Here is a 12,586-nt window from a genome sequence, read left to right on the forward strand (position 1 = left end):
GCGGGTCACCGACAGCAGCTGCTCCAGGTTCTGGGCCGCCGTCTGTTCCTGGTACAGCTGGTAGGCCTTGATGACGACGTCGATCTCGTCCATCTCGGCGACCTTGTTCAGGTACTCGTGGATGTTGAGGAACAGGCTGGCGTGGATGTTGGGCTGCCAGGTCATGAACCAGTCCGTCGAGAACGGCAGTTGGCCCTTGCTGGGGCTCTTGCCCGAGACTTCCTTGTACAGGCGCAGCAGACGCTCGTAGCTCAGGTCGGTTTCCGATTCCAGCACTTGCAGGCGCGCGCCCAGCTTGATCAACGTCACGGCGCGATCGATCTGCTTGGCTTCGGTCAGGATGGACTTGGTGCGCATGGGGTGCTCCGGTTGCTTTCGGATGTTCTCGGGCGGCAATTTCTCTGCCTGGGGCAGTTGCCTGGATCGACAGAATCAGGCGGCGGCTTCCTGATGGCGGCCGGCCATCAGGATGGAGGCATGCAGGCGGGACACGCTGTCGTTGGCGGCCGGCTTGCCGTGCGAGGTCAGCAGGCCCCACACCAGGTCGTCGTCCATGCGGAAGCGGCACAGCAGCGTGTTGCCGGACGCCATCTTCATCATCTGCGCCGGGCTCAGCGTGTTCAGCAGCGTTGCGGTCTCTTCCGAGATGCCCAGGCGGTACAGCGCTTGTTCGCGGTCGGCACGGATCAGGCTTTGAGCCAGCATCAGGTACGACAGGTTGGCTTCGCGGATCTCGGCAAGGATCTGGTCGCTGTTCATCGGGTGGCTCCTGGTGGGTTGCGTTGCTGCGATGGAATGAATTCTGAAGAAACCCCCGTTCTCGCAACATCAGGGTGGCGCCAGAGACAGGCTAGGGAGCGGGACGACCGCCTTGTCAGCCTGATTCCTACACGTTGACAGGCCCCAATGAGAAAACCGCCGGACCAGGCCCGCGGTTGCGGGCTCGGCGGCGGTTTTTCAGGGAGACAGCCTGTCAGGCCGTCCCGGCGACGACAGCGCGTCGGCCGTTCAGGCGGCTTGCAGACGCAGCAATTCGGAGTCGACGATCGCCATCAGTTCCGGCGAATCGCGACGCAGCATCTCGAGGGCCTGGCCTTCATTGAGGATGCTCAACACCTCGATCGCGGCCTTCACTTCCCCCAGGCCCGACAGCGCGAAGCCGAGGGTGTACAGGGACGGCGCGTGTTGCGGCGAGAGCTCGACCGCGCGATGTGCATAGAGCGCGGCGTCCTTCAGCTGACCCGCGGCCAGCAGCAGCGCGCCGACGTCGGACAGCAGATCGACGCTCATCGGCGCCATTTCCAGCGCGTTGTAGAGCAGCGCGACGCCGTCGCCGATGCGACCCTGCGCGGCCTGCGCGTAGGCGGCGTTGCGTGCCTGGGCCAGCAGGAGGCGGGCCTCGCCGGATCCCGGGCGGATCGTTCCGTGAAATTGTTCGTCGATCGACGCGTCGATCATCGACACGGCGGACCGTGCCTCGGTTTGCGCTTGCAGTGGCATAGATCTCTCCATGGTCGTTGGGACTCGTCGATCGAGTCCGGTCTCGTGCCGAGACCGGTCCCGGCGAAGGTGGCGGATGCGGCGATCCCGCTTGTCGGCATCGCCAGGAGGCACTTTAGGGTGGCACCCCCGTGATCGAGCACACGAAAAGCGCCGGCATTCCCCCTCAATCCCGCCGCATTCAGGCCGTAGATACCCCCATGTCCGTCGCCAGACCGACACCCGGGCACGAGTCCGGGTCGAAGTCAAACGACAAACAACGCGTTGCAAGACCTGCTTATCAACAGATCACAAGTCTTGACAAATTGCCCTCAAGTTCTATGTCGAGGGTCCCGATAACCAACTCAACGGGGCTGCTGAACGCAGCGACAGGCCAGCAAAGACAAGCAGTCTTGCTGGCAGGTCGAAGCAGGCAGGCGGCACGTGGTCCGGTTAGAAGGCCTGACGTTCTTGGCTTCCGATGAGGGGTGGGACGGCAACGGTTGACTAGCGTCGGACTGGGACCGAACCGGGAAATGGCCCGGGCGGTTCAGCAGGAGCATCCGAGATCCTCGGCCGGTTCGCCTCACGGCGGGTCGGAGGATCGGAGGACTCAGGCGCTCATGTGTGGTTCGGCGCTTTTGCCGGTATTTACGTATAGCTGTTAGGAGCAATCATGGCCCAAGTCATCAACACCAACCTGCTGTCGCTCAACGCTCAGCGCAACACCTCGACCAGCCAGAGCTCGCTGGCAGTCTCCATGCAGCGCCTGTCTTCGGGTCTGCGCGTCAACTCCGCCAAGGACGACGCCGCCGGCCTGGCGATCGCCGACCGCATGAACTCCCAAGTGCGCGGCATGAACGTCGCCCAGCGCAATGCCAACGACGGCATCTCCCTGTCGCAGACCGCTGAAGGCGCGCTGTCCAAGGTCGGTGACTCGCTGCAGCGCATGCGTGAACTGGCGGTGCAGGCTCGCAATGCCACGAACACGACGACCGACCTGGACTCGATCGGTCAGGAATATGCCCAGCTGGGCTCTGAAATCCAGCGCGTCCTGGGCGGCACGACCTTCAACGGCCGCGCCATCCTGGCTGACGCCGCCGGCACCCAGACCTTCCAGATCGGCGCCAACACGACGGCGAACGACTCGGTCGACGTGACGACGACCAACATGACCACGGACACGACCATCACCGGCGTGACCAACGGCGCGATCACCAACGCCTCGTCGACCACCGACCTGGCCACCGTGATCGACAACATCGACTCGGCGATCAAGACGGTCTCGGGCGAACGTTCGAAGCTGGGCGCCTCGCAGAACCGTTTCGACGCGATCGTGTCGAACCTGCAGATCTCGGTCGAGAACCAGACCGCGGCCCGCAGCCGGATCATGGATGCCGACTTCGCTTCGGAAACCGCCAACCTGAGCCGCGCGCAGATCCTGCAGCAGGCCGGCAACGCGATGATCGCGCAGGCCAACCAGGCTCCCCAGCAAGTGCTGGCCCTGCTGCGCTGATAGAAGGAAGAGGAGACCGCCGACGCTCACGCGTCAGCGGTCGCCAGGATCCTCGAAGGGGACGCGGTCCCCTTCTCTTTCCCCATCACGCTAGCGCTGCTGGCAGCAGTGGTGGTGAAAGAGAAGTCAACGAGCGAGGGTGGGGCCGGAATGGGGCTTGGGGTTCGCGGACGCGAGGCCCCATGCCCCGTGGAGAGCCCGCGCCAGGCCTGACGGAGTCGTCTTCCAGACAGCTCTACATCCGCTTCAGAGCGGCGCGCAGCAAATGCCCGCCCAGTGGCTCCCCGCCACTTCATCACGCCCGCAATGGGGCGTTACAAGCTTTCTTTTGAAGAAGGCCTCAAGTCCATTCCTGCGCGGCCCGATAACTGCATCAACGGGTCCGCATTCAACAGCTAGGGCCACGTGGTCCGGCTCAGTCGGACGATTATTCAACCGTCCGCCGAGACCGCAGAAGGTCTTTGAAATTTAAAGGAATGGATCATGGCTCAGATCATCAACACCAACCTGCAATCGCTCAACGCCCAGCGCAACCTGTCGTCCTCGCAGTCGTCGCTGTCGGTGTCGATGCAGCGCCTGTCTTCGGGGATGCGCGTCAACTCCGCCAAGGACGATGCCGCCGGTCTGGCGATCGCAGAGCGCATGAACGCCCAGGTCCGCGGCATGAACGTCGCGGTGCGCAACGCCAACGACGGCATCTCCCTGTCGCAGACCGCTGAAGGCGCGCTGTCCAAGGTGGGCGACTCGCTGCAGCGCATGCGGGAACTGGCGGTCCAGGCCCGCAACGCGACGAACACGACGTCCGATCTGGACTCGATCGGCAAGGAATACGCCCAGCTGGGTCAGGAAATCGGCCGCGTCATCGGCGGCACCACCTTCAACGGCAAGTCCATCCTGGGCGACGACGCCGGCACGCAGACCTTCCAGATCGGCGCCAACACCAGCGCCAACGACACGGTGGACGTTGTCACCAACAACATGACCAACGACGCCACGATCACTGCCGTCACCGGTGGCGTGATCGACAACGCCTCGACGCCCGACGCGCTGAAGACCGTGATCGACAACATCGACGCGGCCATCACCACGGTCAGCGGCCAGCGCGCCGTCCTGGGCGCCTCGCAGAACCGCTTCGACGCGATCATCTCCAACCTGCAGGTCTCGGTGGAGAACCAGACCGCCGCCCGCAGCCGCATCATGGACGCCGACTTCGCCGCGGAAACCGCCAACCTGAGCCGCGCGCAGATCCTGCAGCAGGCCGGCAACACGATGGTGGCGCAGGCCAACCAGCTCCCGCAGCAAGTGCTGTCGCTGCTGCGCAGCTGACCCCCTTCCACGGATAGTCTCCTCAAGCACCGGCCTTCGCGGCCGGGCCTCCCAAGGCTCCGCATCGTCCCTCCGGGACCGATGCGGGGCCTTCTTTTATTGGTTTGCTAATGGCGGGTTTTCCGCCCGTTAATCGGCCAATCGGCGTTGAAGCACGTTTCGCACAATGGGAACCATCGAGCAGGTAGTACCGCTCGACCACCGGTCCAACCGGCAGATCCAAACAATGACTGCGATGGCGCAGCGAGGATCCGCGGGTGAGGTCGGGAACCGACCCACCTAACCGGGATCGCAGCCAGGACAGGATCTCCGCAGGAGTGCATCAATGCCACAGACCATCAACACCAATATTGCCTCGCTGAACGCGCAACGCAATCTGAACTCGTCGCAGTCGTCGCTGGCGACGTCGATGCAGCGCCTGTCGTCGGGCCTGCGGGTGAACTCCGCGAAGGACGACGCCGCCGGCCTGGCGATCGCCGAACGCATGAACTCGCAAGCGCGTGGCATGACGGTGGCGATGCGCAATGCCAACGACGGCATCTCGCTGTCGCAGACCGCGGAAGGCGCGCTGGGCAAGGTCGCCGATTCGCTGCAGCGGATGCGCGAACTGGCGATCCAGGCCCGCAACGCGACCAACGCGGACAGCGACAAGGATTCGCTGGACAAGGAGTTCGGCGAGCTCGCCAAGGAAATCCAGCGCGTCACCGCGGGGACGACCTTCAACGGCAAGTACATCCTCGGTCAGGATGCGTCGACGCCGCAGACCTTCCAGGTCGGCCCGAACACGACGTCCAACGACGAGATCACCGTCACGACGCCGAACATGACGGAAGACACGACGATCACCAACGTCGCCGGCACGGACGCCAACGGCACCGGCCGGGCGGTCATCGACCGCACGGCCGACGCGGCGGCGATCGCCACCGTCGTGGCCAACATCGACACCGCGCTGGACACCGTCAACAGCCAGCGCGCCACGCTGGGTGCGACGCAGAACCGCTTCGACGCCGTGATCTCCAACCTGCAGGTGGCCTATGAGAACCAGACCGCCGCCCGCAGCCGGATCATGGACGCCGACTTCGCGGTCGAAACGTCCAACCTGAGCCGCGCGCAGATCCTGCAGCAGGCGGGCAACGCGATGGTCGCGCAAGCCAACCAGTTGCCGCAGCAGGTGCTGTCGCTGCTCAAGGGCTGATAGAAAAACGCAATCAGATCGCCCGGGCTCCGTCCTAAAGTCGGACCGCCATGGGCCGATATCCAGGACAGGGCCTCACGCGACACACGCGAGGCCCTGTCGCGCATGGGACTTCCGTGCAGGAAGCCGGGTCACGCTGACCAGGATCACAGGGAGTAACAACGATGGCATCCATCACTTCGGCCGGTCTGGGCAGCGGCCTGGACGTCGAGAGCATCGTCACGAAGCTGGTCTCGCTCGAGAAACAGCCGATCACCGATCTCCAGACGCGTACCGACACGATCAAGACGCAGATCTCCGAGTACGGCAAGATCAAGAGCGCCTTCAGCACGATGCGCGACGCGGCCGCGAAGCTGGCCAATCCGTCGACCTGGGCGGCGCTGACCGCCACGTCCTCCGACACCTCGATGGCGACCGTCATCGCCGGCGCCGGTTCGGGCGCGGGCTCCTACGCGCTGAGCGTGACCAACCTGGCCTCGCCGCAATCGCTGTCGAGCAAGGCCTTCGCGACGAACTCGACCGTCGGCTCGGGGTCGATGACCATCGAGCTGGGCCAGTGGAGCTCGGACAACTCGACCTTCACCGGCAAGAACGGCGCGTCGCCGGTGAGCGTCTCCATCTCTGCCACCGACACGCTGTCCAACATCCGCGACAAGATCAATGGCTCGGGCGCCGGCGTGCTCGCTTCGGTCGTCACCGACGCCAACGGCCAGCGTCTGGTGATCCGCTCCAAGGACACCGGCGAAGCGAACGGCTTCCGCATCACCACCGCCGACGACGATGGCAACGGCTCGGACGCCAGCGGCCTGTCCGCGCTGGCCTATGACCCGACGTCCTCGGTCACGTCGATGACGCAGAACACCGCGGCCAAAAACGCCAACCTGACGGTCAATGGCCTGGCGATCAGTTCCGCCACCAACAACATCGAAGGCGCCGTCGACGGCCTGACGATCAACCTGCTCAAGGGCGGCACCAAGGACCCGGCGGATTCCACCGGCGCGACCATCATTCCCGCGCAGTCCACGATCACCGTCGGCCAGGACAAGGACAGCGTCAAGAAGGCGATCAACGACTTCGTCACGTCGTACAACAGCCTGATGACGCTGATGCGCAACGACACCAAGTACGACGACACGAACAAGACCGCCGGCACGCTGCAAGGCGACAGCACTGCGGTCGGCCTGCAGAGCCAGCTGCGCAACATCACGGCGTCGGGCAGCACGCTGGGCGGCCAGTTCGGCCGGCTGTCGGACATCGGCATCGACGTCGGCGCCGACGGCACGATGAAGGTCAACGACACCAAGCTGACCAGCGCGCTCGGCAGCATGGGCGACCTGAAGAACCTCTTCATGGGCGTGGACAGCAGCGACCCGAACAACAATGGCATGGCCACGCGGTGGCGCTCCTTTGCCGACCAGGTGACCGGCTTCGACGGTTCGATCACGACCCGGACCACCGGCCTGCAGTCGCGCGTGACGGCCAACGGCAAGCGCGTCGACGAGCTCAACGACCGCGCCGACGCCTATGAAAAGCGCCTGCGCGCGCAGTACACGGCACTGGACACGCAGATGGCCAAGCTCAACGACCTGCAGAGCTACGTCAACAAGATCACCAGCATGATCAGCAGCGCCTGACACCGGGCTCGCGGTCGCGGTCGGAACAAGACCGTCGCCGCCGCCCTTCTCCGGCGCTTCGAAAAGAGCAGCGACAAGCCTCCTCACGGAGGCTTTTCCTTTTCTTCACGCAGGCAAAATTTCGAGACAAATTCGACACAGGGGAGGCTCAAGTTGGGCAGGCGGGGGCCGAAAACTGATTCAAGCACTTCAGCACATCGCAGCGACAAATCATGTACGGCAACTCCTCCCCCTTCGCCTCCCACGGTCAGCGCGCCAGCAGCATGTACAACCGCGTCGGCGTGGAAACGGACGTGATGACGGCTTCGCCGCACCGCCTCGTGAGCCTGCTGCTGGACGGCGCCTTCGATTCGATGACGCAAGCCATCGGCGCGATCCGCTCCGGCAATGTCGAAGTGAAGAACCGCAGCCTGAGCCGCGCGGTCCGCATCCTGGACGAAGGCCTGAAAGCGGCCCTGAACCTGGAGTCGGGCGAGCTGGCCCTGGACCTGCGTGACCTGTATGCCTACATCTGCACCCGGCTCACCTATGCCAACCTTCGCAGCGACGACGTCGCCGTCGAGGAATGCGTGAAGCTGCTGCAACCGATCAAGGAAGCCTGGGCCAGCATCGCCCCGGCCACCGCCGACCAACGCGCCGCGGCCTGAGCCCCGGAACCACCCTTCAGCCTGACGACTTGAGAAGTTTCATGTCCAAGTACACCGCCAAGCCCCAGACCTCCGTCGCCCACGCCGCCCCGACTCCGGACCGCCTCATGAGCACCCAACTGTTGAGCTACTACGAAGCCATCGAACAAGCCAGCGCCGACATGCTGAGCGCCGCCCGCTCGGGCAACTGGGACGAAGTGGTGAAGCTCGAAGGCGCCTGCGTGCTGCTGATCTCGCAGCTCAAGCATGCGGCGTCCAGCCAGAACCTGGGTCCGGACGAGGCGCAGCTGAAGACGCGCATCATGCAGCGCATCCTGGTCAACGACGCCGAGATCCGCCACCTGGCCGAGCCGTGGCTGGAAGACCTGGACCAGCTGATGAAGGGCAAGTCCAAGACGGTCCACTGATCAGCCCGCTGATCGGCTCCTCGTCCGACCGCCCCGCGAGTCGAGACTTCGGTCACGCGACCGGGCCTCGGACTCACGACAGCGCCGCGACCGGCCCCTTGAACGGATGGGGTTGGCGCGGCGTTTGCCTTGGGGATGCGAGAGAATTTTCCCGATGAACCCTGCCGGATGCTGGCCTTGAGCGACCTGAAGCTATCCCCTAGCCCCCCCGACGCCGCGGACACCGATTTCCGGATGGACGCGCCCGGCGAGATCATGAACTGGCTGCGCGAACTGCTGCAGTCGCAGGCGCGCATCCAGCTGTCGACGCCGGACGGCGAAGCCATCCACACCGTGCTGCGGGCGCTGGACACGCCGCACGGGATGCTGACGATGGAAGCGCCGCAAGTCGGCGACACGCTCGCGCCGGTGCTGGCCAGCGATGAACTGGTGGCCACCGCGTTCCTGGACAAGATCAAGCTGCAGTTCGACGTCTCGGGCCTGGTGGCCATCCGCGGCGACGGTGCCGAGGTGCTGCGGTCCCCGGTTCCGTTGCGGCTGTACCGCTTCCAGCGGCGGCAGGCCTACCGGGTCGCGTCCGCCGGACAGCTCTACCCGGCGCTGAAGCTGGCCGACCCGTCCTTCCCTCGCATGCGCGTGATGAACGTGAGCGCCGGCGGCATCGCGCTGCAATGGCCGGCGAACGTCGTCCCCGCTCCGCAAGCGGGCGAGGAGATCAGCGGCACGCTGGAGCTCGAGCGCGAAGTCAGTTTCTCCACGCTGCTCAGGATCCAGCACATGTCCGAGAGCGAACACGGCGCGCCGCGCCATGCCGGCTGCGCGTTCGTTTCTTTGGCGCCGACGGCTGCCCGCGCCCTGCAGATCTTCATCGACCAGGCACAGAAGCGCGAACGGCTGATGCGCCGCAGCCTCTGATTCATCGCCCCCAGAATGAACAAAGCCGCCCGTGAGGCGGCTTTTCCGTTCGTGCATCGGATGTCTGGAAGCGCCTCCGGCCCGCCTCAGACCTGCATGTTCATGATTTCCGAATAGGCGGACACGAGCCGGTTGCGCACCTGCAGCGTCGCCTGGAAGCCGATCTGCGCCTTCTGCATGGCGACCATGGTCTCTTCGAGGCTGACGGTGGGGTTGTCCAGCTGAACCTCCCGCTGCAGCCGCGACGCCTCGTTCTGCTGCGTGCTGACGGACTTCAACGCCGAGCTCATCGCATCCGCGAAGCTCGTGCCACCCGACGCGGCCTTGGCCACCGGCTGACCTTGTGGGGTCAGGCCGGCGCGTGCCACCGCGTTGGCGAAGTCGAAGGGTTTGAGTTTCAGGTCCACGGAACGCATCGTACGGATCCGCGTGCCGGCCATAGCTCCGAACTGGGGGGCCTTCTTCGGCCTGTTCCTACCATTCTTGAGGGCCTGCATCGAAATAATCCAGTCCTGTGTCGAGGCGTCCGCCTGGGCACCCCGTTCGACACCAGCCGTACCACGACCACCCCATGGACAACGCCCTGAGCAGCCCCGCCGCCGGACTCCCCGAGGTGCAGCAGACCGCCAAACCGGCCGGCCTGCCCGCCCGTCTGGCGGCGATGCCCACCAAGAGCAAGATGATGCTGGGCGGCGGCGTGGCCGCGCTGCTGGCGGTCATCGTGGCGATGTCGATGATGACGGCCAAGCCGGACTACCGGCCGCTGTTCTCCGGCCTGTCCGACAAGGACGGCGGCGCCGTCATCGCGCAGCTGTCGCAGATGAACGTGCCCTACCGCAACGACCCGGGCGGCGTCATCATGGTGCCCGCCAACCAGGTCTACGACCTGCGCATGAAGCTGGCGTCGGCCGGCCTGCCCAAGGGCGGCGTCGTCGGTTTCGAGCTGATGGACAAGCAGTCCATCGGCCAGACCGCCTTCAACGAACGGCTGAACTTCCAGCGCGCGCTCGAAGGCGAGCTCACCCGCACCATCACCGCCATGGCCGACGTCGCCGACGCGCGCGTCCACCTGGCCATGCCGCAGCAGAACGGCTTCTTCCGCGAACAGCAGAAGCCCAGCGCCTCCGTCATGCTGACGCTGCGCGGCGGCCGCACGCTGGACCGCGCACAGATCGCCGGCATCGTCCATCTGGTGTCCTCGTCGGTGCCGGAATTGAATCCCAAGGCCGTCAGCGTGCTCGACAGCACCGGCGCCCTGCTCTCCCAGAATCCGGATGGCAACGCCATTGGCCTGGACAGCCAGCAGCTGCAGTACAAGCAGCAGATCGAAGCCAATCTGAACAAGCGGGTCGCCGAACTGCTCGAGCCGGTCGTCGGCCGCGACAACCTGCGCTCGACGGTCACCGCCGACGTCGACTTCAGCCAGGTCGAATCGACCGCCGAGGAATACAAGCCCAACCAGGGTCCGAACACGCAGAGCAGCGTGCGTCGCCTGACCTCCGAAGAACAATCCGGCGGCAGCGCCGGCGTGCCCACCGGCGTGCCCGGCGCGACCACCAACCAGGTGCCGCCGCAGGCCGCTGCGCCGATCAACGGCCAGGCCCAGCAGCTGCAGCCGGCCGGCCAGTCCGGCGGCACGCAGAACCTGCGCCGCAACAACGACACGCAGTTCGAGCTCGACCGCACCGTGCGCGTCACCCGCAACGCGATCGGCCAGATCCGTCGCCTGAACGCCGCCGTCGTGGTCAACCAGAAGACCGTCACCGACAAGAATGGCAAGACGTCCAGCCAGCCGCTGTCCGACACCGAGATCCAGAAGCTGGACTCGCTGGTCAAGGAGGCGCTGGGCTTCTCGCAGGAGCGCGGCGATTCGATCAAGGTCATCAGCACCCCGTTCGTGTCCGACAAGATCGAGAACGCCGACGTGCCGCTGTGGCAGCAGCCCTGGCTGCGCGACGTCGCCCGCGACTTCGCCGTGCCCGCCGCCCTGGTGCTGGTCGCGCTGATCGCCGTGTTCGGGCTGGTTCGCCCTGCTCTCAAGGCGGCTTTCCCGCCGCCGGCCGAACAGAAGGACGACACTGCCAGCAACAACGCGCTCAGCGTGGTCGAGGACGAACAGCTGGCGCTCGGCGGCCCGCGCGGTCCCGGCGGCCTGCCGGCCCTGGAGGCGCCGGTCTCCAACGACAAGCTGGAACGCGCCCGCCTGCTGGCCAAGGAGAACCCGATCGCGGTGGCCAACATCATGCGCGCCTGGGTCAACGGCGAGGAGCTGGAAACGGCCGCGCCCGCCGGCGGCCGCCGCTGAGCCCCGACGACCGAGCAGCCCACCTGGACCGATAACGAGACACCACCATGGACGACAAAGGCGTAGAAGACGCAGCCATCCTGCTGATGTCGCTGGGCGAGGAGGAAGCCTCCGAGGTCTTCAAGCACCTCGCGCCCAAGGAAGTGCAGAAGCTCGGCGAGACCATCGCCAAGATGAAGGTCGTGCCGCGCGAGCGTGTCGAGCGCGTGCTCGACAAGTTCGACCTGGTCGCCGAGACCCAGAGCACCCTGGTCAGCGACACCGACGAATACGTCCGCTCCGTGCTGCGCAAGGCGCTGGGCGAGGACAAGGCCAACCTGCTGCTGGACCGGATCCTGCAGGGCTCGGACGTCTCCTCGATCGAATCGCTGAAGTGGATGGACCCGGGCTCGGTCGCGGAACTGCTGCGCAACGAGCACCCGCAGATCGTCGCCGCCATCCTGTCGCACCTGGACTTCGACCAGAGCAGTTCGGTGCTGCGCGTCTTCACCGAGCGCCAGCGCAATGAGGTGCTGATCCGCATCGCCACGCTGGACGGCATCCAGCCGATGGCGCTGAAGGACCTCAACGAGGTCATGGGCCAGATCCTGGCCGGCGGCGAGCGGATGAAGAAGTCCAACCTGGGCGGCGTCAAGACCGCGGCCGAGATCATCAACATGATGGGCACCAGCGTCGAGGCCTCGGTGCCGGACTACATCCGCGAGGCCGACTCGGACCTGGCGCAGAAGATCATGGACAACATGTTCACGTTCGACGACGTGGACAAGATCGACGACCGCGGCATCCAGGCCATCCTCAAGGAAGTGCAGTCCGAGTCGCTCATCGTCGCGCTCAAGGGCGCCGGCCCGGAGCTGCGCGAGAAGATCTTCCGCAACATGTCCTCCCGCGCCGCCGAGACGCTGCGCGAAGACCTGGATTCGCGCGGCCCGGTCCGCCTGTCCGAGGTCGAGGCCGAGCAGAAGGTAATCCTCAAGGTCGTCCGTCGCCTCGTCGACGAGGGCCAGATCGTGCTCGCCGGCGGCGGCGACGACCAGTTCCTGTAATACGCTGGTCGCTTCTTCCGCCGACGGACACCCGCCACGATGGTCACCCGCCCTCCCCGCCAAGTTCCGCCCCCGCCGCGCGCCGACGGCGATCAGCAGCGCGGCAATACGTATGGCCG

13 protein-coding genes are annotated in these 12,586 nt (G+C 65.6%); 9 read left to right on the forward strand and 4 right to left on the reverse strand.

Going from position 1 to position 12,586, the window contains the following annotated elements; all coding sequences use genetic code 11:
* The 3 genes from VF536_RS10175 to VF536_RS10185 form a co-directional block, all read right to left on the reverse strand.
* Window positions 1-357: FlhC family transcriptional regulator (locus VF536_RS10175; RefSeq protein ID WP_331614727.1), on the reverse strand; the 357-nt coding region annotated here is incomplete at its 3' end.
* Between the two features lie 75 nt (window positions 358-432).
* Entirely contained in the window at window positions 433-759 is a 327-nt protein-coding gene (flhD, locus tag VF536_RS10180) for a flagellar transcriptional regulator FlhD (RefSeq protein ID WP_088403399.1), read from the reverse strand.
* Window positions 760-1,008: 249 nt separating this feature from the next.
* The gene (locus tag VF536_RS10185) at window positions 1,009-1,500 is read right to left on the reverse strand and encodes a tetratricopeptide repeat protein (RefSeq protein WP_331614728.1); all 492 of its coding nucleotides are present in this window, start codon (window positions 1,498-1,500) and stop codon (window positions 1,009-1,011) included.
* Window positions 1,501-2,155: 655 nt separating this feature from the next.
* On the opposite strand from VF536_RS10185, the gene VF536_RS10190 reads away from it, so the two are divergent.
* From VF536_RS10190 to VF536_RS10220, 7 genes are all read left to right on the forward strand, one after another.
* Window positions 2,156-2,995 carry a flagellin gene (locus VF536_RS10190; RefSeq protein WP_331614729.1) on the forward strand — a complete coding sequence of 280 codons (840 nt, stop codon included), beginning with the start codon at window positions 2,156-2,158 and terminating at the stop codon, window positions 2,993-2,995.
* 483 nt (window positions 2,996-3,478) lie between these two features.
* Complete coding sequence (locus tag VF536_RS10195; protein WP_331614730.1) at window positions 3,479-4,321, forward strand: flagellin; 843 nt, start codon at window positions 3,479-3,481, stop codon at window positions 4,319-4,321.
* 325 nt (window positions 4,322-4,646) lie between these two features.
* Entirely contained in the window at window positions 4,647-5,516 is an 870-nt protein-coding gene (locus tag VF536_RS10200; protein WP_331614731.1) for a flagellin, read from the forward strand.
* A 164-nt stretch (window positions 5,517-5,680) separates the two neighbouring features.
* Window positions 5,681-7,150 (forward strand): flagellar filament capping protein FliD, encoded by a 1,470-nt coding sequence (gene fliD, locus VF536_RS10205; RefSeq protein ID WP_331614732.1) that lies wholly within the window; start codon window positions 5,681-5,683, stop codon window positions 7,148-7,150.
* 212 nt (window positions 7,151-7,362) lie between these two features.
* On the forward strand, window positions 7,363-7,797 hold the full coding sequence (gene fliS / locus VF536_RS10210; protein ID WP_331614733.1) for a flagellar export chaperone FliS: 435 nt from the start codon (window positions 7,363-7,365) through the stop codon (window positions 7,795-7,797).
* A gap of 107 nt (window positions 7,798-7,904) precedes the next feature.
* Complete coding sequence (locus VF536_RS10215; RefSeq protein WP_067282807.1) at window positions 7,905-8,204, forward strand: flagellar protein FliT; 300 nt, start codon at window positions 7,905-7,907, stop codon at window positions 8,202-8,204.
* A 177-nt stretch (window positions 8,205-8,381) separates the two neighbouring features.
* The gene (locus tag VF536_RS10220; RefSeq protein ID WP_331614735.1) at window positions 8,382-9,119 is read left to right on the forward strand and encodes a flagellar brake protein; all 738 of its coding nucleotides are present in this window, start codon (window positions 8,382-8,384) and stop codon (window positions 9,117-9,119) included.
* Between the two features lie 86 nt (window positions 9,120-9,205).
* Here VF536_RS10220 and fliE read toward each other — a convergent pair whose 3' ends face one another.
* Complete coding sequence (fliE, locus tag VF536_RS10225; protein WP_377161309.1) at window positions 9,206-9,526, reverse strand: flagellar hook-basal body complex protein FliE; 321 nt, start codon at window positions 9,524-9,526, stop codon at window positions 9,206-9,208.
* A gap of 164 nt (window positions 9,527-9,690) precedes the next feature.
* Here fliE and fliF point away from each other — a divergent pair, with 164 nt between their 5' ends.
* Entirely contained in the window at window positions 9,691-11,424 is a 1,734-nt protein-coding gene (gene fliF / locus VF536_RS10230) for a flagellar basal-body MS-ring/collar protein FliF (RefSeq protein ID WP_331614736.1), read from the forward strand.
* A gap of 47 nt (window positions 11,425-11,471) precedes the next feature.
* Entirely contained in the window at window positions 11,472-12,467 is a 996-nt protein-coding gene (fliG, locus tag VF536_RS10235; RefSeq protein ID WP_331614737.1) for a flagellar motor switch protein FliG, read from the forward strand.
* The last annotated feature ends 119 nt before the right edge of the window (window positions 12,468-12,586 follow it).

Source organism: Roseateles sp. (assembly GCF_036486225.1).
In the GTDB taxonomy this organism is placed as follows: Bacteria; Pseudomonadota; Gammaproteobacteria; order Burkholderiales; family Burkholderiaceae_C; genus Roseateles.

Coding starts and splice junctions, on each gene's coding strand:
- VF536_RS10195 (WP_331614730.1), top strand. CDS start 3,479: ATGGCTCAGATCATCAACACCAACCTGCAATCGCTCAACGCCCAGCGC.
- fliF (WP_331614736.1), top strand. CDS start 9,691: ATGGACAACGCCCTGAGCAGCCCCGCCGCCGGACTCCCCGAGGTGCAG.
- fliD (WP_331614732.1), top strand. CDS start 5,681: ATGGCATCCATCACTTCGGCCGGTCTGGGCAGCGGCCTGGACGTCGAG.
- VF536_RS10215 (WP_067282807.1), top strand. CDS start 7,905: ATGAGCACCCAACTGTTGAGCTACTACGAAGCCATCGAACAAGCCAGC.
- VF536_RS10185 (WP_331614728.1), bottom strand. CDS start 1,500: ATGCCACTGCAAGCGCAAACCGAGGCACGGTCCGCCGTGTCGATGATC.
- VF536_RS10190 (WP_331614729.1), top strand. CDS start 2,156: ATGGCCCAAGTCATCAACACCAACCTGCTGTCGCTCAACGCTCAGCGC.
- flhD (WP_088403399.1), bottom strand. CDS start 759: ATGAACAGCGACCAGATCCTTGCCGAGATCCGCGAAGCCAACCTGTCG.
- fliG (WP_331614737.1), top strand. CDS start 11,472: ATGGACGACAAAGGCGTAGAAGACGCAGCCATCCTGCTGATGTCGCTG.
- VF536_RS10200 (WP_331614731.1), top strand. CDS start 4,647: ATGCCACAGACCATCAACACCAATATTGCCTCGCTGAACGCGCAACGC.
- fliS (WP_331614733.1), top strand. CDS start 7,363: ATGTACGGCAACTCCTCCCCCTTCGCCTCCCACGGTCAGCGCGCCAGC.